Raw genomic sequence first — 24361 nt, 5'->3', positions numbered from 1 at the left:
GGAGAAAAAAATGGCATTTGAAAGTTTAACAGAACGTTTACAGAACGTCTTTAAAAATCTACGTAAAAAAGGAAAAATATCTGAGGCTGATGTCCAGGAAGCAACCAAAGAGATTCGTTTGGCCTTGCTTGAAGCCGACGTTGCTTTGCCTGTTGTAAAGGACTTTATCAAGAAGGTTCGTGAACGTGCAGTCGGACACGAGGTCATTGATACCCTCAATCCTGCCCAACAGATTATCAAAATCGTGGATGAGGAACTGACAGCTGTTTTAGGTTCTGATACGGCAGAGATTATCAAGTCACCTAAAATTCCTACGATTATCATGATGGTCGGTTTGCAAGGGGCTGGTAAAACAACATTTGCTGGTAAGCTGGCTAACAAACTTAAGAAGGAAGAAAATGCTCGTCCTTTGATGATTGCGGCAGATATTTATCGTCCAGCAGCTATTGATCAGTTGAAAACACTTGGACAACAAATTGATGTTCCTGTCTTTGCACTTGGAACAGAAGTACCAGCTGTTGAGATTGTTCGCCAAGGTTTGGAACAAGCACAGGCCAATCACAATGACTATGTCTTGATTGATACGGCAGGGCGTTTGCAGATTGATGAGCTTTTGATGAATGAGCTTCGAGATGTTAAAGCACTGGCTCAGCCAAATGAAATCTTACTCGTCATTGATGCCATGATCGGTCAGGAAGCAGCTAATGTTGCCCGTGAATTCAATGCTCAGTTGGAAGTGACTGGGGTTATCCTTACCAAGATTGATGGGGATACTCGTGGTGGTGCGGCCTTGTCTGTTCGCCACATCACTGGAAAACCTATCAAGTTCACTGGTACGGGTGAAAAGATAACAGATATCGAAACCTTCCACCCAGATCGTATGTCAAGCCGTATCCTTGGTATGGGGGATATGCTGACCTTGATCGAGAAAGCCTCTCAAGAATACGATGAGCAAAAAGCTCTTGAAATGGCTGAGAAGATGCGCGAAAACACCTTTGATTTCAATGATTTCATTGATCAATTGGATCAGGTGCAAAATATGGGACCAATGGAAGACTTGCTCAAGATGATTCCAGGTATGGCCAACAATCCAGCACTTCAAAACATGAAGGTGGACGAGCGTCAAATTGCGCGAAAACGCGCCATTGTATCTTCCATGACACCTGAGGAGCGTGAAAATCCCGATTTGTTAAATCCAAGTCGTCGCCGTCGTATAGCTGCTGGTTCTGGAAATACCTTTGTCGAAGTCAATAAATTTATCAAGGACTTTAATCAAGCCAAACAGCTCATGCAAGGTGTCATGTCTGGGGATATGAACAAGATGATGAAGCAAATGGGAATCAATCCAAATAACCTTCCAAAAAATATGCCAAATATGGGAGGGATGGATATGTCTGCCCTTGAAGGCATGATGGGACAAGGTGGAATGCCGGATATGTCAGGTCTCGGAGGAGCAGGAATGCCAGATATGAGCCAGATGTTTGGTGGCGGACTCAAAGGTAAAATCGGTGAATTTGCTATGAAACAGTCTATGAAACGCATGGCCAACAAAATGAAAAAAGCGAAGAAAAAACGCAAATAAAAAAAGGAAAGCAGAAGTGCTTACCTAAAAAAGAACTCTGAATCCAATTCAGAGTTCTTTTGTGTTTGATTGGTTTATTCCCACTCAACGGTTGCTGGTGGTTTACTTGTAATATCGTAGACGATTCGGTTAACGTGGTCAACTTCATTTACGATACGAACTGAGATTTTCTGGAGAACTTCCCAAGGAATCTTAGCGAAGTCAGCTGTCATACCATCGATAGAAGTGATAGCACGGATTGCAATGGTATAGTCATAAGTACGACCATCACCCATAACACCGACTGAACGAACGCCTGTGTTGACAGTGAAGTATTGCCAGATATCGCGGTCAAGACCAGCTTTAGCAATTTCTTCACGAAGGATAGCATCAGACTCACGAACAGTTTCTAGTTTTTCTTCAGTGATTTCACCCATGACACGGATAGCGAGTCCTGGTCCTGGGAATGGTTGACGCCATACGATGTGGTCTGGCATACCAAGCTCTGTACCGAGGGCACGAACTTCGTCTTTATAAAGAGTGTTCAATGGTTCAATCAATTCAAACTGCATGTCTTCTGGAAGACCACCCACGTTGTGGTGTGATTTGATGGTTTGAGCAGTATCAGTACCAGACTCAATCACGTCAGTATAAAGAGTTCCTTGAGCAAGGAATTTCACATCTTTGAGCTTGCTTGCCTCGTCATCAAAGACATAAACAAACTCATTACCGATAATCTTCCGTTTTTGTTCAGGGTCAGAAACGCCAGCAAGTTTATCAAGGAAGCGTTTTGCAGCGTCTGCTTTGACGATATTCAACCCAAACTTACCACCAAGCATGTCCATAACTTGGTCAGCCTCTCCCTTGCGGAGAAGACCGTGGTCTACAAAGATACAGATTAATTGATCACCGATGGCTTTTTGGAGTAGAACGCCAACGACAGAAGAGTCAACACCACCAGATAGACCGAGAAGGACACGTTTGTCTCCAACAGTTTCACGGATTTTTTGAATCTGCATCTCGATAAAGTTATCCATTGACCAGTCGCCTTTAGCCTTACAGATATTAAGGGCAAAGTTGCGAAGGATATCATTTCCATAGACAGAATGGCGAACCTCTGGATGGAATTGGATACCGTAGATATGTTTGTCTGGATTTTCAATAGCTGCATAAGGACAGTCAGCAGAAGTTCCAGTACGAACAAAATCAGCAGGAATTTCAGTAACCGCATCACCATGGCTCATCAAAACAATCTGTTCTTCAGGAGTCCCTTCAAAGAGGGCAGAAGGAGTGTGAGTAAGTGGGGATTGACCATACTCGCGGTTTCCAGCATCACCTGCTGGGACAACCTTACCTCCAAGTTTGTGGGTAAGAAGTTGCATACCATAGCAGATTCCCAAAATTGGAATACCAAGTTCAAAAATTTCTGGGTCAATATCAAATGAACCTTCTTCGTAAACAGAGTTTGGTCCACCTGAGAGAATGATCCCTACAGGGTTAATCGCACGAACCTCTGCTGCTGAAATCTTGTGGCTTTTTAGCTCTGAAAAAACACCAATTTCACGGATACGGCGTGAAATTAGCTGGTTGTATTGGCTACCATAGTCTAGTACGATGATTTTTTCGACATCTTGCAAATCAGTTGAAATCTTGCTCATCTTTTTCCTTTCTCAAAAGAAATATCTTTTTCAATATTCTATCACAAATAGGGGCGAATTACCAACTAAACAAGGCAAAGTTTGATTTTTCTTAGCAAATACGGTACAATGGAGAAAATAAAGAAAAGAAGTGAGAATCATGTTACCAGCTTATATGAAAATCCACGATCAGATAAAAAAAGATATCGACGAGCATCGTTGGATGATAGGAGAAAGACTGCCAAGTGAACGGGATCTTGCAGACCAGTTTCAAGTCAGTCGGATGACTTTGCGACAAGCCATCTCTCTCTTGGTTGAGGAAGGAGTTTTGGAGCGTCGTGTAGGAAGTGGCACTTTTGTCTCTAGCACTCGTGTCCAAGAAAAAATGCGGGGCACCACTAGTTTTACGGAGATTGTCAAATCCCAAGGGAAAGTTCCCTCTAGTCAGCTCATTTCCTATAGAAGAACTATTCCCAACGAGCAGGAAGTGGCAAAGCTAGGTATTTCACCAACTGAGAATATCATCCGTATGGAGCGGGTTCGGTATGCCGATCAAGTTCCTCTGGTCTATGAAGTTGCTTCTATTCCCGAAAAGTTTATTAAGAATTTTAAAAAAGAAGAAGTAACCAGTCATTTCTTTCAGACCTTGCAGCAATATGGCTACCGGATTGGCAAATCCCAACAGACCATTTATGCGAGATTGGCTAAGGAAAAGATTGCTCACTATCTAGAAGTCGAAAAGGGGCATGCCATTTTAGCCTTGACTCAGGTCTCTTATCTTGAAGATGGGACGGCTTTCGAGTATGTTAAGAGTCAATACGTGGGCGAACGCTTTGAATTTTATCTTGAAAATAACTAGTCTAGAAAGGCTAGTTTTTGTTTTAGAAAAGATTAGAATTGTCAAAACAATCTGGCTAGGCTTGATTTTATCCATTATTTACTATAAAATGAGAAGGAAAAACGTCAAACTTTTATATTGCAAATAGGAGAAAAAATGACAAAAACATTAAAACGCCCTGAGGTTTTATCACCTGCAGGAACTTTAGAGAAGCTGAAAGTAGCTGTTCAATATGGTGCGGATGCAGTCTTCATTGGTGGACAGGCCTATGGTCTTCGTAGCCGTGCTGGAAACTTTACCTTTGAACAGATGGAAGAAGGAGTCCAGTTTGCTGCTAAGTACGGTGCCAAGGTCTATGTGGCTGCTAACATGGTTATGCACGAAGGAAACGAAGCTGGTGCTGGAGAATGGTTCCGTAAGTTGCGTGACATCGGGATTGCCGCAGTTATCGTGTCAGATCCAGCCTTGATTATGATTGCAGCAACTGAAGCACCAGGTCTTGAAATCCACCTTTCAACCCAAGCCAGTGCGACGAACTATGAAACTTTAGAGTTCTGGAAAGAACTTGGTCTAACTCGCGTGGTTTTGGCCCGTGAAGTTTCAATGGAAGAATTGGCAGAGATTCGCAAACGTACTGATGTTGAGATTGAGGCCTTTGTGCATGGAGCCATGTGTATTTCCTACTCAGGTCGCTGTACACTATCAAACCACATGAGTATGCGTGATGCCAACCGTGGGGGCTGTTCTCAGTCTTGCCGTTGGAAATACGATCTTTACGACATGCCCTTTGGTCAAGAACGTAAGAGTCTTAAAGGTGAAATCCCAGAAGAATTTTCAATGTCAGCCGTCGACATGTCCATGATTGACCATATCCCAGATATGATCGAAAACGGTGTAGACAGTCTCAAGATTGAAGGTCGTATGAAGTCTATCCACTATGTTTCAACTGTGACCAACTGTTACAAGGCGGCTGTAGATGCTTATCTCGAAAGTCCTGAGAAATTTGAAGCCATCAAACAAGACTTGGTGGACGAGATGTGGAAAGTTGCTCAACGTGAATTGGCAACAGGTTTCTACTATGGTACGCCGTCTGAAAATGAACAGTTATTTGGCGCACGTCGTAAAATTCCTGAATACAAGTTTGTCGCTGAAGTGGTTGCTTATGATGATGCGACTCAAACGGCAACCATTCGTCAACGAAATGTCATCAACGAAGGCGATCAAGTTGAGTTTTATGGACCAGGTTTCCGTCATTTTGAGACTTATATAGAAGATCTTCATGATGCCAAGGGCAATAAAATCGACCGTGCTCCAAATCCAATGGAACTCTTGACAATCAAGGTCCCACAACCTGTTCAAGCAGGGGACATGGTCCGCGCTCTCAAGGAAGGTCTTATCAATCTCTATAAGGAAGATGGAACCAGCGTTACAGTTCGTGCCTAGAGAAGGAAATGTGAATGAATCAAGCACAAGGTTTGTTAGTTGATAATGAAGGTAGATGTATTCATTACCATGGTGAAAAGGATATCGTTTCCCTCCAGTGTTATGAGTGTAAAAAATACTATGCTTGTTATCAGTGCCACAATGCTATGGAAACGCATTTGTTTTCGCCCTATCCCTTGATGCTTTCTGAGGATCGACCGATCTTATGTGGGGGTTGTAAGAGGACAATGACTTTCCAAGATTACCAAAAGCAGATGGCTTGTCCTTACTGCAGTGCACCATTTAATCCAGGTTGTAAACAACACTATTCCTACTATTTTAAATAAAATGAATCGATCCAAGTTCTAAACTTGGACTTTTCAGTTTGTTTCAGAAAATAGAGTAAAATCAAGAAAAACTCGCAATCTAAAATGGAAAAACTTTCTATAGAATGGGGTAAAAACAGCAAAAATAGAAATAAATCATATGAAACGCTTTCAACGTAAGTAAAAAGTTGACAAATCAAAATTTTAGGACTAAACTAAGTAAGTAAATTTTAAATAAAAGGAGAATTCATCATGAATTTAACATTTTTCGGTCTTTGTCTTGCCTGTATGGGTGTATCTCTTGCAGAAGGTATGTTGATGAACGGTTTGTTCAAATCAGCAGCTCGCCAACCAGACATCATCCCACAATTACGTAGCTTAATGATCATGGGGATTGCCTTTATTGAAGGAACGTTCTTGGTTACCCTCGTCTTTTCATTCGTCATCAAATAGACAAATGGAACGAGAAGAAAAGGGAGGATTCTAGATGGAAGAAAGTATCAATCCAACCATCAATATTGGTCCTGTTACCTTTGATTTAACCATGTTAGCCATGACCTTGTTGATTGTGGGAGTTGTTTTTGGCTTTATCTATTGGGCAAGTCGCAATATGACTTTGAAACCCAAAGGAAAGCAAAATGTACTTGAGTATTTCTATGACTTCGTTATTGGATTTACAGAACCTAACATTGGTAAAAGCTACATGAAAGACTACTCGCTCTTTTTCCTTTGTCTATTTCTATTTATGGTACTGGCAAATAACCTCGGTTTGATGGCGAAACTTCAAACTACAGATGGGACAAACCTTTGGACATCGCCAACTGCAAATCTCCAGTTTGACTTGGCCTTGTCATTTGGAATTATCCTGATGACCCATATTGAAGGGATTCGTCGCCGTGGGATTAAAAAATATCTAAAAGCCTATATCACACCTGGCTTTATGACTCCCATGAATATCTTAGAAGAGTTTACCAACTTTTTATCACTTGCCTTGCGGGTGTTCGGAAATATCTTTGCTGGAGAAGTGATGGCTAGTTTGCTAATCACTCTATCTCATCAAGCTCTATATTGGTATCCAGTTGCTTTTGGTGCTAACTTGGCTTGGACAGCCTTTTCTGTCTTTATTTCCTGCATCCAAGCCTATGTGTTTACCATGTTGTCTTCTATGTACTTAGGAAATAAGATAAATGATGGAGAAGAGTAGAAAGGAGTAACAGATGCACGTAACAGTAGGTGAATTAATTGGTAACTTTATTTTAATCGCTGGCTCTTTTATCCTTTTGATTGTCTTAGTTAAGAAATATGCGTGGTCAAACTTGACAAGTGTCTTCGAAGAAAGGGCAAATAAAATTGCTGCTGATATTGATGGAGCTGAACAAGCTCGTCAAAAAGCAGAAACTCTTGCTCAAAAACGTGAAGATGAATTGGCTGGAAGTCGCAACGAGGCCAAAACAATCATTGAAAATGCTAAAGAGACTGCAGAAAAGAGTAAAGCAGATATTCTGGCAGATGCTAAAGTAGAAGCAGGTCGCTTAAAAGAGAAGGCGAATCAAGAAATTGCTCAGAATAAAGCAGAAGCTTTGCAAAGTGTTAAGGGCGAGGTGGCAGATTTGACGATTAGTCTTGCTGGTAAAATCATCTCAAAAAACCTTGACAGTCATGCTCATAAGGAACTCATTGATCAGTATATCGATCAGCTAGGAGAAGCCTAATGGACAAGAAAACAGCAAAGGTCATTGAAAAGTACAGCATGCCTTTTGTCCAATTAGTGATTGAAAAAGGAGAAGAGGACCGGATTTTTTCAGACTTGGATCAAATCAAGCAAGTCGCAGAAGAAACGGGCTTACCTTCTTTTTTAGCTCAGGTGGCAGTTGATGAGTCTGATAAGGAAAAAACAGTTGGTTTTTTTCAAGACTCTGTCTCACCTTTAATGCAAAATTTTATTCAGGTTCTGATTTACAATCACAGAGCAAATCTTTTTTATGATATCATTGTTGATTGTTTGAATCGTCTTGAAAGAGAAACCAATCATTTTGTAGTCACGATTTCTTCAGCTCATCCTTTAACAGATGAACAGAAGGAACGTTTGCTTCCCTTGATAGAGAAAAAAATGTCTCTGAAAGTACGGAGTATCAAAGAACAAATTGATGAAGGACTCATTGGTGGTTTTGTCATTTTTGCTAATCACAAGACAATTGATGTGAGTATAAAACAACAACTTCGAGTTGTTAAAGAAAATTTGAAATAGAAAGTGGTGTTCTTTTGGCAATTAACGCACAAGAAATCAGCGCTTTAATTAAGCAACAAATTGAAAATTTCAAACCCAATTTTGATGTGTCTGAAACAGGTGTTGTAACCTATATCGGGGACGGAATTGCGCGTGCTCACGGTCTTGAAAATGCCATGAGTGGAGAGCTGTTGATCTTTGAAAACGGCTCTTATGGGATGGCGCAAAACTTGGAGTCAACTGATGTCGGTATTATCATCCTTGGAGACTTTACAGATATTCGTGAAGGTGATACCATTCGCCGTACAGGTAAAATCATGGAAGTACCGGTGGGGGACAGCCTAATCGGACGTGTTGTCGACCCACTTGGTCGTCCAGTTGATGGTCTTGGTGATATCCATACTGACAAGACTCGTCCAGTGGAAGCGCCAGCTCCTGGCGTTATGCAACGTAAGTCTGTATCAGAACCATTGCAAACAGGTTTGAAAGCTATTGACGCCCTTGTTCCGATTGGTCGTGGTCAACGTGAGTTGATTATCGGTGACCGTCAGACAGGGAAAACAACTATTGCGATTGATACGATCTTGAACCAAAAAGGTCAAGATATGATCTGTATCTACGTAGCAATTGGACAAAAAGAATCAACAGTCCGTACACAAGTAGAAACACTTCGTCAGTACGGTGCCTTGGACTACACAATCGTTGTGACAGCCTCTGCTTCACAACCATCTCCATTGCTCTTCCTAGCTCCTTATGCCGGAGTTGCTATGGCGGAAGAATTTATGTACCAAGGCAAGCATGTTTTGATCGTTTATGATGATCTTTCAAAACAAGCGGTCGCTTATCGTGAACTTTCTCTCTTGCTTCGTCGTCCACCAGGTCGTGAAGCCTTCCCAGGGGATGTTTTCTACCTTCACAGCCGTTTGCTTGAGCGCTCAGCTAAAGTTTCTGATGAACTTGGTGGTGGATCTATTACAGCCCTACCATTTATCGAGACACAAGCTGGAGATATCTCTGCCTATATCGCAACCAACGTGATTTCTATCACTGACGGACAAATCTTCCTTGGTGATGGTCTCTTCAATGCGGGTATTCGTCCAGCCATTGATGCGGGTTCATCTGTATCCCGTGTAGGGGGTTCGGCACAAATCAAAGCCATGAAGAAAGTTGCTGGTACACTCCGTATCGACCTTGCTTCATACCGTGAGTTGGAAGCTTTCACTAAGTTTGGTTCTGACTTGGATGCAGCAACACAGGCTAAGTTAAACCGTGGACGTCGTACTGTGGAAGTATTGAAACAACCTGTTCACAAACCACTACCTGTTGAGAAACAAGTAACCATTCTCTATGCTTTGACACATGGTTTCTTGGATACGATTCCTGTAGATGACATTGTTCGTTTTGAGGAAGAGTTCCATACTTTCTTTGATGCTCATTATCCAGAGATTTTGGAAACCATTCGTGAAACAAAAGACTTGCCAGAAGAAGCAGTCTTGGATGCTGCGATTACAGAGTTTCTCAATCAATCCAGCTTCCAATAAGAATAGAGGTGTCAGATGGCAGTATCTCTAAATGATATTAAAACAAAAATCGCCTCAACCAAAAATACGAGTCAAATCACTAATGCTATGCAAATGGTATCGGCTGCCAAGTTAGGTCGCTCTGAAGAAGCAGCGCGCAACTTCCAAGTATACGCTCAGAAGGTTCGTAAGCTTTTGACGGATATTCTGCATGGTAACGGATCTGGTGGTTCAACCAATCCGATGCTCATCAGTCGCCCAGTTAAGAAAACAGGCTATATCGTTATTACTTCAGACCGTGGCTTGGTTGGAGGTTATAATGCTTCCATCCTTAAAGCCGTTATGGAGTTGAAAGAAGAATACCATCCAGATGGTAAAGATTTTGAGATAATCTGTATCGGTGGTATGGGAGCTGATTTCTTTAAGGCTCGTGGTATTCAGCCAATCTATGAACTACGTGGCTTGGCAGATCAACCTAGTTTTGATGAAGTTCGTAAAATTATTTCAAAAACGATTGAGATGTACCAAAACGAACTTTTTGATGAATTGTACGTCTGCTACAACCATCATGTCAATACTCTCACAAGTCAAATGCGTGTGGAACAAATGCTTCCGATTGTTGACTTGGATCCAAATGAAGCGGATGAAGAGTATAGCTTGACCTTTGAGTTGGAAACGAGCCGTGATGAGATTCTAGAGCAGTTGTTGCCACAGTATGCCGAAAGTATGATTTACGGGGCTATTATCGATGCCAAGACAGCTGAGAATGCTGCAGGTATGACCGCCATGCAAACGGCGACTGATAATGCCAAGAAGGTCATCAATGATTTGACAATCCAGTATAACCGTGCTAGACAGGCGGCGATTACACAAGAAATTACAGAAATCGTAGCGGGGGCTAGTGCCTTAGAATAAGGCTTTGCCTCCCTCGTATCAAAATGAACTTATACTCAATGAAAATCAAAGAGCAAACTAGGAAGCTAGCCGCAGGCTGTACTTGAGTACGGTAAGGTGATGCTGACGTGGTTTGAATTTGATTTTCGAAGAGTATTAGGACCTAGTTGAACTAGGAACCGACAGTATCTTATATAGAATAGGAGAAGGAGATGAGTTCAGGTAAAATTGCTCAGGTTATCGGACCCGTTGTAGACGTCTTGTTTACAGCAGGGGAAACACTTCCTGAGATTAACAATGCACTTGTCGTCTACAAAAATGACGAAAGAAAAACAAAAATCGTCCTTGAAGTAGCCTTGGAGTTGGGTGATGGTATGGTCCGTACAATCGCCATGGAATCAACAGATGGTTTGACTCGTGGAATGGAAGTTTTGGACACAGGCCGTCCAATCTCCGTTCCAGTAGGTAAAGAAACTTTGGGACGTGTCTTCAACGTTTTGGGAGATACCATTGACTTGGATGCTCCTTTCGCTGAGGACGCTGAGCGTCAGCCAATTCATAAGAAAGCTCCAACTTTTGATGAATTGTCTACCTCATCTGAAATTTTGGAAACAGGGATTAAGGTTATCGACCTTCTTGCCCCTTACCTTAAAGGTGGGAAAGTTGGACTCTTCGGTGGTGCCGGAGTTGGTAAAACTGTCTTGATCCAAGAATTGATTCACAACATTGCCCAAGAACATGGTGGTATTTCAGTATTTACTGGTGTTGGGGAACGTACTCGTGAGGGGAACGACCTTTACTGGGAAATGAAAGAATCAGGCGTTATCGAGAAAACAGCCATGGTATTTGGTCAGATGAATGAGCCACCAGGAGCCCGTATGCGTGTTGCCCTTACTGGTTTGACAATCGCCGAATATTTCCGTGATGTAGAAGGCCAAGATGTGCTTCTCTTTATCGATAATATCTTCCGTTTCACTCAAGCTGGTTCAGAAGTATCTGCCCTTTTGGGTCGTATGCCTTCAGCCGTTGGTTACCAACCAACACTTGCTACTGAAATGGGTCAATTGCAAGAGCGTATCACATCAACTAAGAAGGGTTCTGTAACCTCTATCCAGGCTATCTATGTGCCAGCGGATGACTATACTGACCCTGCGCCAGCAACAGCTTTCGCTCACTTGGATTCAACTACAAACTTGGAACGTAAGTTGGTACAGTTGGGTATTTACCCAGCCGTTGACCCTCTAGCTTCAAGCTCTCGTGCCTTGGCACCTGAGATTGTTGGTGAGGAGCACTATGCAGTTGCTGCTGAGGTTAAACGTGTCCTTCAACGTTACCATGAATTGCAAGATATCATTGCTATCCTTGGTATGGATGAACTTTCTGATGAAGAAAAGACCTTGGTTGCACGTGCCCGTCGTATCCAGTTCTTCTTGTCTCAAAACTTTAACGTTGCAGAACAATTTACTGGTCAACCTGGTTCTTATGTGCCAGTAGCGGAAACAGTTCGTGGCTTTAAGGAAATCCTTGAAGGAAAACATGACCAGCTACCAGAAGATGCCTTCCGTGGTGTCGGTTCAATCGAAGACGTCATTGCTAAGGCAGAAAAAATGGGATTTTAAGAGGTGATCTATGGCTCATTTAACTGTCCAGATCGTGACACCAGATGGCCTCGTCTATGATCACCATGCCAGCTTTGTATCGGTACGAACTCTGGATGGTGAGATGGGGATCTTGCCACGACATGAAAATATGATTGCTGTTTTAGCGGTTGATGAAGTGAAGGTAAAACGTATCGATGATGATACTCATGTGAACTGGATAGCAGTGAACGGAGGAATTATCGAGATTGCTAATGATATCATTACTATTGTAGCAGACTCAGCAGAGCGTGCTCGTGATATTGACATCAGTCGTGCAGAACGTGCGAAACTTCGAGCTGAACGAGAAATCGAAGAAGCCCATGACAAGCACTTGATTGACCAAGAACGTCGTGCAAAAATCGCATTGCAACGTGCTATCAACCGTATCAATGTCGGAAATAGACTATAAAAAAATGAACTTGAATTTCAAGTTCATTTTTTTTAATGTGGGAAGTTGATGCAGACTCCTTCAGGGACATGGAAGTCGTTAGAAAGCTCTGCAAGACGACCACTTTTAGGATTGCGCTTAAAAACGGTTGCGTTATCAGAATCTTGATGAACAGCAATGAGAAACTCTTGATCAGGAGTTAGGTCGAAATCACGTGGATTTTTACCATGGCTTGGTACAATCTCTAATAATTCCAAGCTACCATCAGCGAGGATTGTATAGACTGCAATGGAATCATGACCTCGGTTGGATGCATAGAGGTATTTGCCATCTTTTGAAAGACGAATGGCAGCAGTAGCATTAAAGCCTTCGTATCCATCTGGTAAGGTTGAAATAACTTGCATGCGTTCAAATTCACCAACTCCATCATAAATCAAGACCTCTATCGTGCTATTAAGTTCGCAGATGAGATAGGCAATCTTATAGTGGTGGTGGAAAACGATGTGGCGTGCACCTGCTCCAGCTTGGCTGTGATAAGTGTAGAGTTTATTTAGTTTTCCTTCTGGACTAACATCATAGGTTGTTACCTCATCTGTTCCTAGATCACAGGTGACGAGGTACTGGTCAGGTGTTAGATCTGTAAAGTGTACATGTGGGGAAGTTTGGTTTTCATGAGGACCTTGTCCACTATGCTGATCTAGATCTGTTTGGATGAGGCTACCATCCGTTTGACGTTTATAAACGAGAACTTGACCTTTATGATAGTTGGCCCCATAAACGAGACCACGCTTTTCATCCACTGCCACATAACAATGGGGAGCGCCTTCTTCAACCACATGATTTAGCAAAGCCCCATCTGTCTTGTAAGCAGCGATTCCACCTAAGCCATCCTGGCTCCCTACGGTGTATAAGTGTTGCTGTTGGTCAAAGGCAAGGTAGGTTGGACTTGGTTCAGCAGCAAAGAGTTCAAGATTTTCAAGCTGGCCTGTTTCTGTATCAAAATCTGCCTTGTAAATCCCTTTAGATAAGCGACGAGTGTAAGTTCCAAAATAAACAGTTTCTTTCATGTCCATACCTCTTAATAATGATAAGTTCATTATACCACAAAATGGCAGTCATGAAGCATCAGATTCATCCATGTAAGCACTTTAAAAAAGAGTTATTTTAGTCTAAAAATGGTATAATGAGAGAATGACAGAAAGGATGTATTTATGGAACATAAAGAGAAACATTTTAGCCTATCTTGGTTTTTTAAGTGGTTTTTAGATAATAAAGCCATCACTGTATTTTTAGTAACCTTGTTACTGGGGCTAAATATTTTTATTCTAAGTAAGATTAGTTTTATCTTTTTACCAGTTTTGGATTTTCTTGGGGTTGTCATGTTGCCAGTTATTTTATCTGGTTTACTTTATTACCTCCTCAATCCGATTGTGGACTGGATGGAGAAGCACAAGATCAATCGTGTCCTTGCCATTAGTATTATTTTTGTTGTTATTGGACTCTTTATCATTTGGGGGCTTGCGGTTGCTATTCCAAATCTGCAACGTCAAGTCTTAAATTTTGCGAAGAATGTGCCGACATACCTGGAAGATGCTGATAAGGTGATCAATGACCTTGTAACCAAACGTTTGCCAGATGATTTTAGACCACAGTTGGAGCAGGTTCTTGCCAATGTTTCTAGTGAGGCGACCATGTGGGCCAGCAAAATCTCTTCTCAAGCTGTTAACTGGGTTAGCGCCTTTATCAGTAGCGTTTCCCAGGTCATTGTAGCGGTTATTATCGTACCCTTCATGCTCTTTTATCTTTTGAGAGATGGGAAAGGCTTGAGGGATTACCTGACTAAATTCATCCCAAACAAGTTAAAAGAACCTGTCGGACAAGTTTTGTCAGATGTTAATAAACAGTTATCAAACTACGTTAGAGGACAGGTTACAGTTGCTATTATCGTGGCAATTATGTTTATTATCTTCTTTAAGATTATTGGTCTCAGATATGCTGTGACTCTTGGTATCACGGCTGGTATCCTCAATCTAGTACCTTACCTGGGTAGTTTTCTAGCGATGTTGCCTGCTCTGGTTTTGGGCTTGATAGCGGGGCCTGTCATGCTTTTGAAAGTGATTATTGTCTTTATTGTTGAACAAACGATTGAAGGTCGCTTCGTTTCTCCGCTTATTTTAGGTAGTCAGCTAAACATCCATCCAATCAATGTCCTCTTTGTTCTCCTAACTTCAGGGTCTATGTTTGGTATTTGGGGAGTCTTGCTGGGAATCCCAGTCTATGCCTCTGCCAAGGTCGTTATCTCAGCTATCTTTAACTGGTATAAAAAAGTCAGCGGTTTGTATGAAGAAGAAGGGGAGGAAATCAAGAGTGAACAATAGTCAACGCATGCTCCAGGCTTTGGATGAACAGGATTTAACCAAAGCAGAACATTATTTTCACAAAGCCCTCGAAACAGATTCAAGTGAGATTCTCTATGAACTAGCAAGCTATCTAGAGGGAATTGGCTTTTATCCTCAAGCAAAAGAAATTTACCAAGATATCGTTACAGATTTCCCAGAAGTGAATCTGAATTTAGCAAGCATTACTAGTGAGGATGGCAATGTTGAGGAAGCCTTTGCTTACCTTGAGGAAATCACACCCGAAAGTGACTGGTACGTATCGGCTTTGGCCTTGAAGGCTGACCTCTATCAGTTGGAAGGATTGACAGATGTAGCGCGTGAAAAGTTACTGGAAGCCTTAAACTACTCAGATGATACCTTATTAGTTTTTGGTTTGGCTGAGTTGGATAGCGAGTTAGGGAATTATCAGGAAGCCATTCAGAGCTATGCTCAATTAGATAATCGCTCTATCTATGAGCAAACGGGTGTCTCAACTTATCAACGAATTGGTTACGCTTATGCCCAGTTAGGCAAGTTTGAAGCTGCAACTGAATTCTTAGAAAAAGCTTTAGAACTAGAATACGATGACCAAACTGCCTTTGAACTGGCTAGCCTTTACTTTGACCAAGAAGAGTATCAAAAATCTGTTCTTTACTTCAAGCAGATTGATACCATTTCACCTGACTTTGAAGGATATGAATATGGTTATAGTCAAGCTTTGCATAAGGAACATCAGGTGGAAGAGGCCCTTCGTATCGCTAAACAAGGTTTGGAGAAAAATCCATTTGAAACTCGTCTCTTATTAGCTGCTTCACAGTTTTCGTATGAATTGCATGATCCTAATAGTGCAGAGCAGTTTCTCCTTACTGCTAAAGAAGATGCAGAGGATACAGAAGAAATTTTCCTTCGCCTTGCAACTATTTATATGGAACAAGAACGGTACGAAGATATTATCGCTCTCCAAAGTCAAGAACCTGAAAATCTCCTGACCAAGTGGATGATTGCCCGTTCTTACCAGGAAATCGAGGATTTAGATAAGGCCTATGAGCTCTATCAGGAACTATCGTCTGACCTTAAGGATAATCCTGAGTTTCTGGAGCAGTATACTTATCTTTTGCGTGAATTGGGGTATTTTGAAGAAGCCAAAGTGCAAGCTGAAGCTTATTTAAAACTCATTCCAGATGATGTTCAGATGCAAGAACTCTTAGAAACACTTTAAGGATTTCTAATTTTTGTAAAATCTCGTTAACAGAAACGAATGACTTTAAATGAATGATTTGAAAGACCTCAGAGGTCTTTTCTTTTTTACTAATATAATATAAATGTTAAAATTTCTTATAGCCAATTTAGATGTAGTTTTGAACGATGAAAGCCTGCTACACCCTATAAAATAAGAGTTTAAAGGTATGATTTGAACATCGAACTACTATGAAATACTTGACAAATTTATATAAGAATATATAATAATAAATAGGGGAATCTATCCCCAAAAATAAAGGAGGCAAATGTTGTGAAAAAGATTAATAAAAAACTTTCTCATGCATTCATGGCGCTATTGTTAGTAGCTTCAGTATTTATCCCAGTACTAAGAACTAGCAATGTGGTTAAAGCTGCTGAACTACCATCTAGTAGCTATACGCTAACGACAGTACCGACAATTAACAATAATAAGTTAGTTGACGGTGCAGAGTATGGTGAAGGGAAATTTTACCTTCAAACCACTTACAAATTCGACAACTCAACAACGTTGAAGAATGGTGACTTTATGGTTTATAAAGTGCCAAATGAATTCAAAATTGAATCAGATTCAACTACTGAAATCTTTGGTAACGATGGAGTCACTAAAGTTGCTGAGTTAACGACAAATAAGTCTGCAAATACAGCGACTGTGACGGTAAGTAACGAAGATTATTTTGCTAACTTACCTGAAGAGAAACAAATTTCGGCCTTATTTACTGTTGTATGGGCTGATAATGTTGAACTCAATAAATCGTATCCAATCAACATTCCTGGAGCAGGAGTATACAATTTGACTCGTATTGTTCCAGATGAGGATTCAACAGGATTTACTAAATGGGGAGTTCAAGATACAAACGATCCAAATTATATTAATTGGTATATTCGCGTAAACAAATATGCTAATCCTTATGAAGGTGTTTCGATTCAAGATACAATCCCTGAAGGGCAAGTATTAGCTAGTGAGATTACAGGTTACTACTTTACTGAATGGGGTAAGGATGAGCATCATCCTCTTTTGAATCCAAGTCACATTGTTGTTCAAGATTCAAATCGCTTCACTATTACTCCAAATGGTAATGGTGATCTAACCAACCAAGGTTTGTATGTAGTTTATAAGACTCGTATCACCGCACCAGTTGATAATACAACAAAGAAAGCTTTCAATAACGTTAAAATTACGACTTCGACTGAAAACTTTGATGTAGAAGGTTTTGCACCATTAACCACAACTGAAGGTATTAGTTCTGGTTCACGTTCTACAGAAGTTTCATTTGAGGTTTCTAAGCAGTTAAAAGGAAAAGACTTAGCTGCTGAAGAATTTAGCTTCCAACTACTTGATCCAAACGGATCAGTTGTTGAAACTGTTAAGAATGATAAAGATGGTAAAGTGAAATTTAAAGCCGTTAAATTCTCTACAGTGGGTACTTATCAGTATCAGATCAAAGAAGTTAATGATCAAAAACCAGGTTTTGCTTACGATGATAAGACTATTAACGCAGAAGTTACTGTAACAGATGTTTATGGTGAGAAGTTTGCAAGTGTTAAATATGACAATAAAGTTTTTGTAAATTCGTATTCTGTTAAATCTGCAACAACTTCAATTACTGCTAAAAAAGTCCTAAATGGTAAACCTCTTGAGGCAGATAAATATGAATTTGAATTGAAAGAAGGCGACAAACTTGTAGCAACAGCTAAGAATGCTGCAGACGGAACAGTTGCTTTCCCAGCGATTGAATACACTGCTACAGGAACTCACACATACACGATCACTGAAAAAGATGGTGGTGAAGCTGGTGTAACTTATGATAAAAATGCTTATACAGTAACAGTAAAAGTTGCAGACAATGGTCAGGGTCAACTTGTAGCAACAGTTACAGGTAATAATCCAACCATCACAAATACTTATGCTACTGAGACTCCAGGTTCTTCTGATAACAAACCTAAACAACCAGAAGAAAATAAAGAACTACCAAATACTGGTACATCTGAAATGACTATCTTGCTTACTGTTGTAGGAGTAGTACTTGCATTTGGTTCCATTCTCTTATTCCGTTTCAAAAAAGTTAAATAATCTAGTTGAAAAATTTTGATGCCCTTGCTATGGCATCATCAAAGAGCCACTTGTATGGATAGTAGAAATGATACTATTCTTATAAAGTGGTTCTTTTTTTATATCTCTAGAGGTATGAAGTGAATGAGAGAAAACAGCGTTCTGTATCAATGAAATTTTTATAGATATTTGATAAAAAAATTGGATCATTGTTCTCTCAGATTTAGAAGTTAAACTTATATTCGAGTCTAGAATCCTTATAATTCTTCGAATTCTGTAAGATGATATTTCGCTCTTATTTCTTAGATAAAGGTGTATAGTTCAAGAATTATAGAATTTTTTTACAAAAACCCTTGCTAAATTGTTTATTTATGCTATAATAGGAACAATAATTTTTAGGAGGTGCAGTATGTCTTATATGTTTGAGATATTACCAAGTTTATTGAACGGTGCAAGTATGACACTTCAAGTCTTTGCTCTGGTCTTGATCTTTTCAATTCCTTTAGGTATTGTCGTTGCTTTTGCTTTACAAGTCCGCTGGAAACCCCTCCATTATCTGATTGACCTTTATATTTGGGTGATGCGAGGGACTCCCTTGCTCTTGCAATTAATCTTTATTTACTATGTTCTTCCTAGCATTGGGATACGTTTAGATCGTTTGCCTGCTGCTGTGATCGCTTTTGTATTGAACTATGCAGCCTACTTTGCTGAAATATTTCGTGGTGGGATTGAAACCATTCCTAAAGGTCAATATGAGGCTGCTAAGGTCTTGAAGTTTAGTCCTTTTGACACAGTGCGATATATCATTCTTCCTCAGGTTACAAAGATTGTCTTACCGAGCGTCTTTAATGAAATCATGAGTTTGGTCAAGGATACTTCATTGGTTTATGCCCTTGGGATTTCAGATTTGATTTTGGCAAGTCGGACAGCAGCCAATCGAGATGCTAGTCTTGTTCCTATGTTTTTAGCTGGAGCGATTTATTTGATTATGATTGGTCTTGTAACCATTGTAGCGAAAAAACTTGAGAAGAAGTACAGTTATTACAGATAGGAGGATTGCTATGTTAGAATTACGAAACATTAACAAGGCCTTTGGTGGCAAACAAATCTTAACCAATTTCAGCCTATCAATTCCTGAAAAGCAAATCCTTGCAATCGTAGGTCCATCAGGAGGCGGAAAGACAACCCTATTACGTATGCTAGCTGGACTGGAAACCATCGATTCAGGGGAAATTTACTATAACGGTGAATCGCTAGCTATAGACGAACTAGAAAAGCGCAATCTTCTGGGATTTGTTTTCCAAGATTTTCAACTCTTTCCGCATTTGTCAGTTCTAGATAACTTAACTCTGTCGCCCATAAAAACAATAAGCATGGAGAAGGAAGTTGCTGAGAAGAAGGCGCGTGGTTTGTTAGAACAACTTGGGTTAGCTGGGCATGCAGATGCCTTTCCATTCTCACTTTCAGGTGGGCAAAAACAACGGGTGGCCTTAGCACGCGCTATGATGATAAACCCAGAAATTATTGGATATGATGAGCCTACATCAGCCTTAGATCCAGAATTGCGATTAGAAGTAGAAAAACTTATCCTTCAAAATAAAGAGCGTGGGATAACTCAGATTGTTGTGACCCACGATCTTCAGTTTGCGGAAAACATTGCTGATCAGATCCTTAAGGTTGATCCAAAGTGGGAGTAGGAGGTGCCTATGAAGAGAAAGAAAATTGCCCTTGTACTTGCTCTGTTCTTTAGCTTCTTCCTGACGGCTTGTACTCAGAAGGCAAGTGATCCAAATCAGGATAATTGGGCCAAATATCAAAAGCAGGGAAGCATTACCATTGGCTTTGACAATACCTTTGTTCCCATGGGATTTGAGGAAAAGAATGGCCAGTATGCAGGTTTTGATATTGACTTAGCTCAAGCTGTTTCTGAAAAGCTAGGAATTCAGATTAAATTTCAACCCATCGACTGGGATATGAAAGAAACCGAACTACAAAACGGTACTATTGATGCTATCTGGAATGGCTATACAGCTACAGATGAACGGAAAGAGAAGGTTGCTTTTACCATACCTTATATGGAAAATCAGCAAGTTTTAGTTTCTAAGAAATCTCAGAACATCCACTCAATTCAGGATATGACTGATAAAGTTCTAGGGGCCCAGGCAGGATCTTCTGGCTATTTGAATTTTGAACGACAACCAGAACTACTCAAGAATCGAGTGAAAGACCAGAAAGCCAATCAATACCAAAGTTTCAATGAAGCCTTGATTGATTTAAAAAATGATCGGATTGATGCCCTGTTGATTGACCGAGTATATGCCAATTACTACCTCCAGTCTGAAGGGATTTTAAATGACTACAATGTCTTTTCAGCTGGCTTTGAAAGTGAAGCTTTTGCAGTGGGTGTGAGACCTGCTGATAAAACTTTGCTAGCTGCATTGAACCAAGCCTTTATCTCACTATACCAAGAAGGAAAATTCCAGGAAATCAGCCAGAGATGGTTTGGGGAAGATGTAGCCACCAGTCAAGTTAAAAATCAAGAATAAGAAAAGAGATTGAGTTTTTCCTCAGTCTCTTTTTGTATCGAAAAATCCTCTGGCAAGTACCAGAGGATAAGAGTTTATTTCATTGTTGGGAAGAGCAATACATCACGGATAGTAGTTGTATCAGTGAGGAGCATGCAGAGACGGTCGATACCGATACCCAACCCACCTGTTGGTGGCATACCGTATTCAAGAGCTTCAATGTAGTCGTAATCGATACCTGTTGCTTCATCGTCACCAAGTTCTTTAGCTTTGGCTTGGGCTTCAAAGCGACTAAGTTGGTCGATTGGGTCGTTTAACTCAGTAAAGGCATTACCGTATTCCTTAGTCATGATAAAGAGCTCGAAACGGTCAGTAAAGCGTTCGTCTTCAGGATTTTTCTTAGCGAGTGGAGACACAGCTACTGGATGTCCGTAGACAAAAGTTGGTTGGATTAAGGTTTCTTCAACAAATTCTTCAAAGAAGGCATTGATGATGTGACCAACTTCAGTGTAGTGTTTCTCAACTGGAACTTTCTTCTCAGCAGCGATAGCTTTAGCTTCCTCGAAAGTCATGTCTTGCCAGAAATCTACACCAGTAATTTCTTTGATAGCATCCACCATGTGAACACGTTTAAATGGTTCGTTGATCTTAATTTCAGTACCCTGGTAGTTAACTGGACCATCACCCTTAACTGCCTTAGCAGCGTGTTGGATAATACCTTCCGTCAAGTCCATGATATCTTGGAAATCTGCATAAGCTTGGTAAACCTCGATTGAAGTGAATTCAGGGTTATGAGTAGCATCCATACCTTCGTTACGGAAGATACGACCAATTTCATAGACACGTTCCATACCACCAACGATAAGACGTTTTAAGTGAAGCTCAGTCGCGATACGAAGCACCATGTCAATGTTTTGGGCATTGTGGTGAGTGATAAATGGACGAGCAGCAGCACCACCAGCTTCATTATGAAGAACAGGTGTTTCTACTTCAAGGAAACCTTTTTGATCAAGAAAACGACGGATTTCAGAGATGATTTTTGAACGAGTGACAAAGCGCTCAAAGCTTTCACGGTTCGAAATCAAGTCAAGGTAACGTTTACGGTAAATTGTTTCAACGTCTGTCAAACCGTGGAATTTCTCTGGAAGCGGGCGAAGTGCTTTAGACAAGTGAGTGATGTGAGTTGCCTTGATAGAAAGTTCTCCCATATCTGTACGCATCACTTCACCTTCGACACCAAGGAAGTCACCCAGGTCTGCTTTTTTGAAGATTTCGTAGTTTTCTTCACCGACTTCGTCTTTACGAACGTAGATCTGGATTTGACCTTCTCGGTCTTGAAGATGGGCAAAGCCAACTTTCCCTTTTCCACGTTTGGTTACTAAGCGTCCAGCGATAGTAGCAGTTTCATTTAATTCATGTAATTGTTCTTTATCAAGTTCTGCAAATTTGTCTTTTAGCTCTTGTGAGTTAGCAGTACGTTCAAAACGTTTTCCGAAGGGATCGATTCCTTGTTCACGGAGCGCAGCCATTTTTTCACGGCGAACGATCTGCTGGTCATTTAGTTCTTCCATATGTTCTGTAGACATGGGTTCCTCCTAATTTTACTCAAAATTTGATACGATGAGTCATTTTTTGCGATACTACCATTTTATCATAAATAGCAGAGAAATTCACGGATATTCTTTGAAAACTAAAAAGAACTTGACTATTAAGATCAAGTTCCATTATTTTTCTTGATAGGAAGTGTCATTCCATCTTTCCAGAGTGAAGGTTTCAAAATCCTCAGTGTCCAAAATTGTCAGACTAGCATTGGCCAAGCCTCCATCTTTGCGAAGGTGAGCCTCTTTATAGCCTAAGAGAGTGCGTAGGCTAGCAGTGAGATTTGCCCCATGCCCGACAATCAAAATTCTTTCAGCCGAACTTTCTTTCAGAGATTTGATAAACTGAATGGTTCGCTGAGTCGTAGAGTAGAGAGATTCGGCTTCAAACATCCTCGTATCAAACTGAGCTAGATTAGAGCGAAAGGCCTTGATTTGTTGCGGGTAGATGGCATTGAGCGTAGCGATTTTTAATCCCTCTAGTTTGCCAAGTTGCCATTCACGTAGGTCAGGAATGCTCTTTAAAGGACAAGGGGCCTGGAGTTGACTTTGGATAATTTCAGCAGATTTAACGGCTCTGGGTAAATCACTAGAATAAATCGTATCAAAAGGAATTTCCTTGAGATACTGGCCAAGTTGTTTTAGGATGTCAATGGACTCTGGAAGAAGGGGAGAGTCACCGCTAGCACCTTGAAAACGTCCTTCAAGATTCCAGAGGGTGCGACCATGGCGGACAAAATAGAGTTTCATCAGTTGTCTTCCTCCAAGAGATCAGCAAAATCTGCTTTTACAAAGCTGGCTAAGTCTTGAGGTCGGATGATGATACTATGCCCAACTTCTCCAGCAGAAACAATCATTTGGTCCAAATCCAAAGCAGTCTGATCAATAAAAATGGGATAATTGTGTTTTTGGCGAATGCCGACGGGGTTATTAGCCCCATGAATATAGCCTGTCGTTTTTTCTAGGTCTTTTTGTGGAATCATGCTGACTTTTTTATTACCAGAAACCTTTGCTAGTTTTTTCTCAGCGAGGTGTTCTGTTATGGGAACGATTCCGATGATTGGCCCCGTCTTATCACCCAGCAGAGCCAAGGTTTTAAAGATATGTGTTCGATCATATTCCGAAGGAAGTTCTCCCTCAAGCGCATTGATTTGAATACCAGTATGATCAATACCCGCCTTGGTCAAGATTTGTTCGACCAAGGTTTTTTTATTCTTAACTTTCTTTGCCATTATTTATACTTATCCTCCAATTGACTCATCCAGATACCAAGCCAAATGCCAAGTGCAAAGAAGAAGGCGATGAGAACATAGCTCACAATAGAAAGTCCAGTGTATTGGATACTTTCAGCACTTCCAGCATTTGGAATCAAAATCAAGAGGGTGCTTGATAGCACAATTCCAATAATAAAGTGATAAACACGGGAGTGGTAGTTGTTCAAGGCATGGTCCATTAATTTTGAAAAAACGATGAGAGTTGCACCTGCACCAATCCCGATAGGAAGGAAGGTACCAAATAAATCAAAGGTCTTAAAGCCAGTTAGCATCGGAGCGTACAGTCCTAAAATCAAGAGTAGATTTGACGGGCTTAAACCAGGCACCAAGACACCAAGCGCTAAAAGAGCACCCGCTAAGATGAAGCTAGCGAAACTGGCACTGAGTGAACCAACAACAAAGTTTAGCGCGTAGAGCCCGACACCTGAAAGGATAAAGGTGGTCCAGAACCAGACTAGGTCGATCTTGTCACGATCAGATTCTCGAGTAGATTCTTTAAGGAGGCTAGGAACCGTACCGATGATAGCTCCAGCAAAACTCCATAAAACATAGACCTGGTAATTTTCAAGCAGATACTCGATTGGATAAGAAAACAAACCAATGCCTAGCAACATCCCGATTGCTACTGGGATAAAGTATAGGACATTCGCTTTAAAATCCTTAAAAGGATGAGCCAGAAAGCTAATCATTCGCTCGTAGATCCCCAAAATAGCTGCCAAAACACCGCCTGAAATTCCTGGTAAGATAAATCCTAAGGCGATGACGATTCCTTTAATAACTCTTGCAATCCATGAAAACATCATAAAATCCTCAATTTCATAAAATTCTTTCTCTATTCTATCAA

24 protein-coding genes are annotated in these 24361 nt (G+C 40.7%); 18 read left to right on the top strand and 6 right to left on the bottom strand.

Going from position 1 to position 24361, the window contains the following annotated elements; all coding sequences use genetic code 11:
- The first annotated feature begins 10 nt into the window (after positions 1 to 10).
- Entirely contained in the window at positions 11 to 1582 is a 1572-nt protein-coding gene (gene ffh, locus DG474_RS05640) for a signal recognition particle protein (protein WP_000863609.1), read from the top strand.
- Between the two features lie 74 nt (positions 1583 to 1656).
- On the opposite strand, the gene guaA is transcribed toward ffh, so the two are convergent.
- The gene (gene guaA / locus DG474_RS05635) at positions 1657 to 3219 is read right to left on the bottom strand and encodes a glutamine-hydrolyzing GMP synthase (protein ID WP_255777626.1); all 1563 of its coding nucleotides are present in this window, start codon (positions 3217 to 3219) and stop codon (positions 1657 to 1659) included.
- Positions 3220 to 3358: 139 nt separating this feature from the next.
- On the opposite strand from guaA, the gene DG474_RS05630 reads away from it, so the two are divergent.
- The 11 genes from DG474_RS05630 to DG474_RS05580 all read left to right on the top strand — a co-directional run bounded on the left by DG474_RS05630 (position 3359) and on the right by DG474_RS05580 (position 12474).
- Positions 3359 to 4057 (top strand): GntR family transcriptional regulator, encoded by a 699-nt coding sequence (locus DG474_RS05630; protein WP_084859997.1) that lies wholly within the window; start codon positions 3359 to 3361, stop codon positions 4055 to 4057.
- A 135-nt stretch (positions 4058 to 4192) separates the two neighbouring features.
- Positions 4193 to 5479 (top strand): peptidase U32 family protein, encoded by a 1287-nt coding sequence (locus tag DG474_RS05625; RefSeq protein WP_000169095.1) that lies wholly within the window; start codon positions 4193 to 4195, stop codon positions 5477 to 5479.
- A 14-nt stretch (positions 5480 to 5493) separates the two neighbouring features.
- Complete coding sequence (locus DG474_RS05620; RefSeq protein WP_033629853.1) at positions 5494 to 5805, top strand: CHY zinc finger protein; 312 nt, start codon at positions 5494 to 5496, stop codon at positions 5803 to 5805.
- A gap of 231 nt (positions 5806 to 6036) precedes the next feature.
- On the top strand, positions 6037 to 6237 hold the full coding sequence (locus DG474_RS05615; protein ID WP_001054556.1) for a F0F1 ATP synthase subunit C: 201 nt from the start codon (positions 6037 to 6039) through the stop codon (positions 6235 to 6237).
- A 34-nt stretch (positions 6238 to 6271) separates the two neighbouring features.
- On the top strand, positions 6272 to 6988 hold the full coding sequence (gene atpB / locus DG474_RS05610; protein WP_000392869.1) for a F0F1 ATP synthase subunit A: 717 nt from the start codon (positions 6272 to 6274) through the stop codon (positions 6986 to 6988).
- 13 nt (positions 6989 to 7001) lie between these two features.
- On the top strand, positions 7002 to 7496 hold the full coding sequence (atpF, locus tag DG474_RS05605) for a F0F1 ATP synthase subunit B (protein ID WP_000558543.1): 495 nt from the start codon (positions 7002 to 7004) through the stop codon (positions 7494 to 7496).
- On the top strand, positions 7496 to 8032 hold the full coding sequence (locus DG474_RS05600) for a F0F1 ATP synthase subunit delta (RefSeq protein WP_038806143.1): 537 nt from the start codon (positions 7496 to 7498) through the stop codon (positions 8030 to 8032). The genes atpF and DG474_RS05600 overlap by 1 nt, the downstream gene beginning before the upstream one ends.
- A 14-nt stretch (positions 8033 to 8046) precedes the next feature.
- Positions 8047 to 9552 carry a F0F1 ATP synthase subunit alpha gene (atpA, locus tag DG474_RS05595; RefSeq protein ID WP_000996617.1) on the top strand — a complete coding sequence of 502 codons (1506 nt, stop codon included), beginning with the start codon at positions 8047 to 8049 and terminating at the stop codon, positions 9550 to 9552.
- Between the two features lie 15 nt (positions 9553 to 9567).
- Positions 9568 to 10446, top strand: a complete 879-nt coding sequence (locus DG474_RS05590; RefSeq protein WP_000301228.1) for a F0F1 ATP synthase subunit gamma — start codon at positions 9568 to 9570, stop codon at positions 10444 to 10446.
- Positions 10447 to 10637: 191 nt separating this feature from the next.
- Entirely contained in the window at positions 10638 to 12044 is a 1407-nt protein-coding gene (gene atpD, locus DG474_RS05585) for a F0F1 ATP synthase subunit beta (protein ID WP_255777621.1), read from the top strand.
- Positions 12045 to 12054: 10 nt separating this feature from the next.
- Positions 12055 to 12474: a F0F1 ATP synthase subunit epsilon gene (locus DG474_RS05580; protein ID WP_000940836.1), complete on the top strand. Its 420-nt coding sequence runs from the start codon at positions 12055 to 12057 to the stop codon at positions 12472 to 12474.
- A 32-nt stretch (positions 12475 to 12506) separates the two neighbouring features.
- On the opposite strand, the gene DG474_RS05575 is transcribed toward DG474_RS05580, so the two are convergent.
- Positions 12507 to 13520 (bottom strand): lactonase family protein, encoded by a 1014-nt coding sequence (locus DG474_RS05575; protein ID WP_255777620.1) that lies wholly within the window; start codon positions 13518 to 13520, stop codon positions 12507 to 12509.
- Between the two features lie 144 nt (positions 13521 to 13664).
- Between DG474_RS05575 and DG474_RS05570 the strand changes: the two genes are divergently transcribed.
- The 6 genes from DG474_RS05570 (at position 13665) to DG474_RS05540 (ending at position 20666) form a co-directional block, all read left to right on the top strand.
- Positions 13665 to 14831, top strand: coding sequence for an AI-2E family transporter (locus tag DG474_RS05570; protein WP_255777619.1), 1167 nt, complete (start codon positions 13665 to 13667; stop codon positions 14829 to 14831).
- Positions 14821 to 16050: a tetratricopeptide repeat protein gene (locus DG474_RS05565; RefSeq protein ID WP_255777618.1), complete on the top strand. Its 1230-nt coding sequence runs from the start codon at positions 14821 to 14823 to the stop codon at positions 16048 to 16050. Before DG474_RS05570 ends, DG474_RS05565 begins: the two co-directional genes overlap by 11 nt.
- A gap of 291 nt (positions 16051 to 16341) precedes the next feature.
- Positions 16342 to 18141 (top strand): Spy0128 family protein, encoded by a 1800-nt coding sequence (locus DG474_RS05560; RefSeq protein ID WP_304665019.1) that lies wholly within the window; start codon positions 16342 to 16344, stop codon positions 18139 to 18141.
- 388 nt (positions 18142 to 18529) lie between these two features.
- Positions 18530 to 19171, top strand: a complete 642-nt coding sequence (locus DG474_RS05550; protein WP_000121156.1) for an amino acid ABC transporter permease — start codon at positions 18530 to 18532, stop codon at positions 19169 to 19171.
- A gap of 10 nt (positions 19172 to 19181) precedes the next feature.
- Complete coding sequence (locus DG474_RS05545) at positions 19182 to 19817, top strand: amino acid ABC transporter ATP-binding protein (RefSeq protein ID WP_255777617.1); 636 nt, start codon at positions 19182 to 19184, stop codon at positions 19815 to 19817.
- A gap of 9 nt (positions 19818 to 19826) precedes the next feature.
- Entirely contained in the window at positions 19827 to 20666 is an 840-nt protein-coding gene (locus tag DG474_RS05540) for an amino acid ABC transporter substrate-binding protein (protein ID WP_125384593.1), read from the top strand.
- A 74-nt stretch (positions 20667 to 20740) separates the two neighbouring features.
- Here the strand turns inward: DG474_RS05540 and lysS are convergent, their stop codons facing one another.
- The 4 genes from lysS to DG474_RS05520 form a co-directional block, all read right to left on the bottom strand.
- On the bottom strand, positions 20741 to 22231 hold the full coding sequence (gene lysS / locus DG474_RS05535) for a lysine--tRNA ligase (RefSeq protein ID WP_255777616.1): 1491 nt from the start codon (positions 22229 to 22231) through the stop codon (positions 20741 to 20743).
- Between the two features lie 138 nt (positions 22232 to 22369).
- The gene (locus DG474_RS05530) at positions 22370 to 22993 is read right to left on the bottom strand and encodes a histidine phosphatase family protein (RefSeq protein WP_255777614.1); all 624 of its coding nucleotides are present in this window, start codon (positions 22991 to 22993) and stop codon (positions 22370 to 22372) included.
- Positions 22993 to 23475: an aminoacyl-tRNA deacylase gene (locus DG474_RS05525; RefSeq protein WP_255777613.1), complete on the bottom strand. Its 483-nt coding sequence runs from the start codon at positions 23473 to 23475 to the stop codon at positions 22993 to 22995. The genes DG474_RS05530 and DG474_RS05525 overlap by 1 nt, the downstream gene beginning before the upstream one ends.
- Positions 23475 to 24317, bottom strand: a complete 843-nt coding sequence (locus tag DG474_RS05520; protein ID WP_084849859.1) for a DUF368 domain-containing protein — start codon at positions 24315 to 24317, stop codon at positions 23475 to 23477. Before DG474_RS05520 ends, DG474_RS05525 begins: the two co-directional genes overlap by 1 nt.
- Between the last annotated feature and the right edge of the window lie 44 nt (positions 24318 to 24361).

The sequence above is a fragment of the Streptococcus oralis genome, assembly GCF_024399415.1.
Lineage (GTDB): Bacteria > Bacillota > Bacilli > Lactobacillales > Streptococcaceae > Streptococcus > Streptococcus oralis_CS.
Note: the sequence above shows the minus strand (reverse complement) of the source record. Positions and strands in the feature narration are given on the sequence as shown.

Excerpts from the sequence above, each read along its gene's own strand:
- atpB (WP_000392869.1), top strand. The coding sequence starts at position 6,272 with ATGGAAGAAAGTATCAATCCAACCATCAATATTGGTCCTGTTACCTTT.
- ffh (WP_000863609.1), top strand. The coding sequence starts at position 11 with ATGGCATTTGAAAGTTTAACAGAACGTTTACAGAACGTCTTTAAAAAT.
- DG474_RS05530 (WP_255777614.1), bottom strand. The coding sequence starts at position 22,993 with ATGAAACTCTATTTTGTCCGCCATGGTCGCACCCTCTGGAATCTTGAA.
- atpD (WP_255777621.1), top strand. The coding sequence starts at position 10,638 with ATGAGTTCAGGTAAAATTGCTCAGGTTATCGGACCCGTTGTAGACGTC.
- DG474_RS05615 (WP_001054556.1), top strand. The coding sequence starts at position 6,037 with ATGAATTTAACATTTTTCGGTCTTTGTCTTGCCTGTATGGGTGTATCT.
- DG474_RS05520 (WP_084849859.1), bottom strand. The coding sequence starts at position 24,317 with ATGTTTTCATGGATTGCAAGAGTTATTAAAGGAATCGTCATCGCCTTA.
- lysS (WP_255777616.1), bottom strand. The coding sequence starts at position 22,231 with ATGTCTACAGAACATATGGAAGAACTAAATGACCAGCAGATCGTTCGC.
- DG474_RS05630 (WP_084859997.1), top strand. The coding sequence starts at position 3,359 with ATGTTACCAGCTTATATGAAAATCCACGATCAGATAAAAAAAGATATC.
- DG474_RS05540 (WP_125384593.1), top strand. The coding sequence starts at position 19,827 with ATGAAGAGAAAGAAAATTGCCCTTGTACTTGCTCTGTTCTTTAGCTTC.
- DG474_RS05550 (WP_000121156.1), top strand. The coding sequence starts at position 18,530 with ATGTCTTATATGTTTGAGATATTACCAAGTTTATTGAACGGTGCAAGT.
- DG474_RS05525 (WP_255777613.1), bottom strand. The coding sequence starts at position 23,475 with ATGGCAAAGAAAGTTAAGAATAAAAAAACCTTGGTCGAACAAATCTTG.
- DG474_RS05590 (WP_000301228.1), top strand. The coding sequence starts at position 9,568 with ATGGCAGTATCTCTAAATGATATTAAAACAAAAATCGCCTCAACCAAA.
- DG474_RS05625 (WP_000169095.1), top strand. The coding sequence starts at position 4,193 with ATGACAAAAACATTAAAACGCCCTGAGGTTTTATCACCTGCAGGAACT.
- DG474_RS05575 (WP_255777620.1), bottom strand. The coding sequence starts at position 13,520 with ATGAAAGAAACTGTTTATTTTGGAACTTACACTCGTCGCTTATCTAAA.
- DG474_RS05620 (WP_033629853.1), top strand. The coding sequence starts at position 5,494 with ATGAATCAAGCACAAGGTTTGTTAGTTGATAATGAAGGTAGATGTATT.
- DG474_RS05545 (WP_255777617.1), top strand. The coding sequence starts at position 19,182 with ATGTTAGAATTACGAAACATTAACAAGGCCTTTGGTGGCAAACAAATC.
- guaA (WP_255777626.1), bottom strand. The coding sequence starts at position 3,219 with ATGAGCAAGATTTCAACTGATTTGCAAGATGTCGAAAAAATCATCGTA.
- DG474_RS05580 (WP_000940836.1), top strand. The coding sequence starts at position 12,055 with ATGGCTCATTTAACTGTCCAGATCGTGACACCAGATGGCCTCGTCTAT.
- atpF (WP_000558543.1), top strand. The coding sequence starts at position 7,002 with ATGCACGTAACAGTAGGTGAATTAATTGGTAACTTTATTTTAATCGCT.
- DG474_RS05570 (WP_255777619.1), top strand. The coding sequence starts at position 13,665 with ATGGAACATAAAGAGAAACATTTTAGCCTATCTTGGTTTTTTAAGTGG.
- DG474_RS05600 (WP_038806143.1), top strand. The coding sequence starts at position 7,496 with ATGGACAAGAAAACAGCAAAGGTCATTGAAAAGTACAGCATGCCTTTT.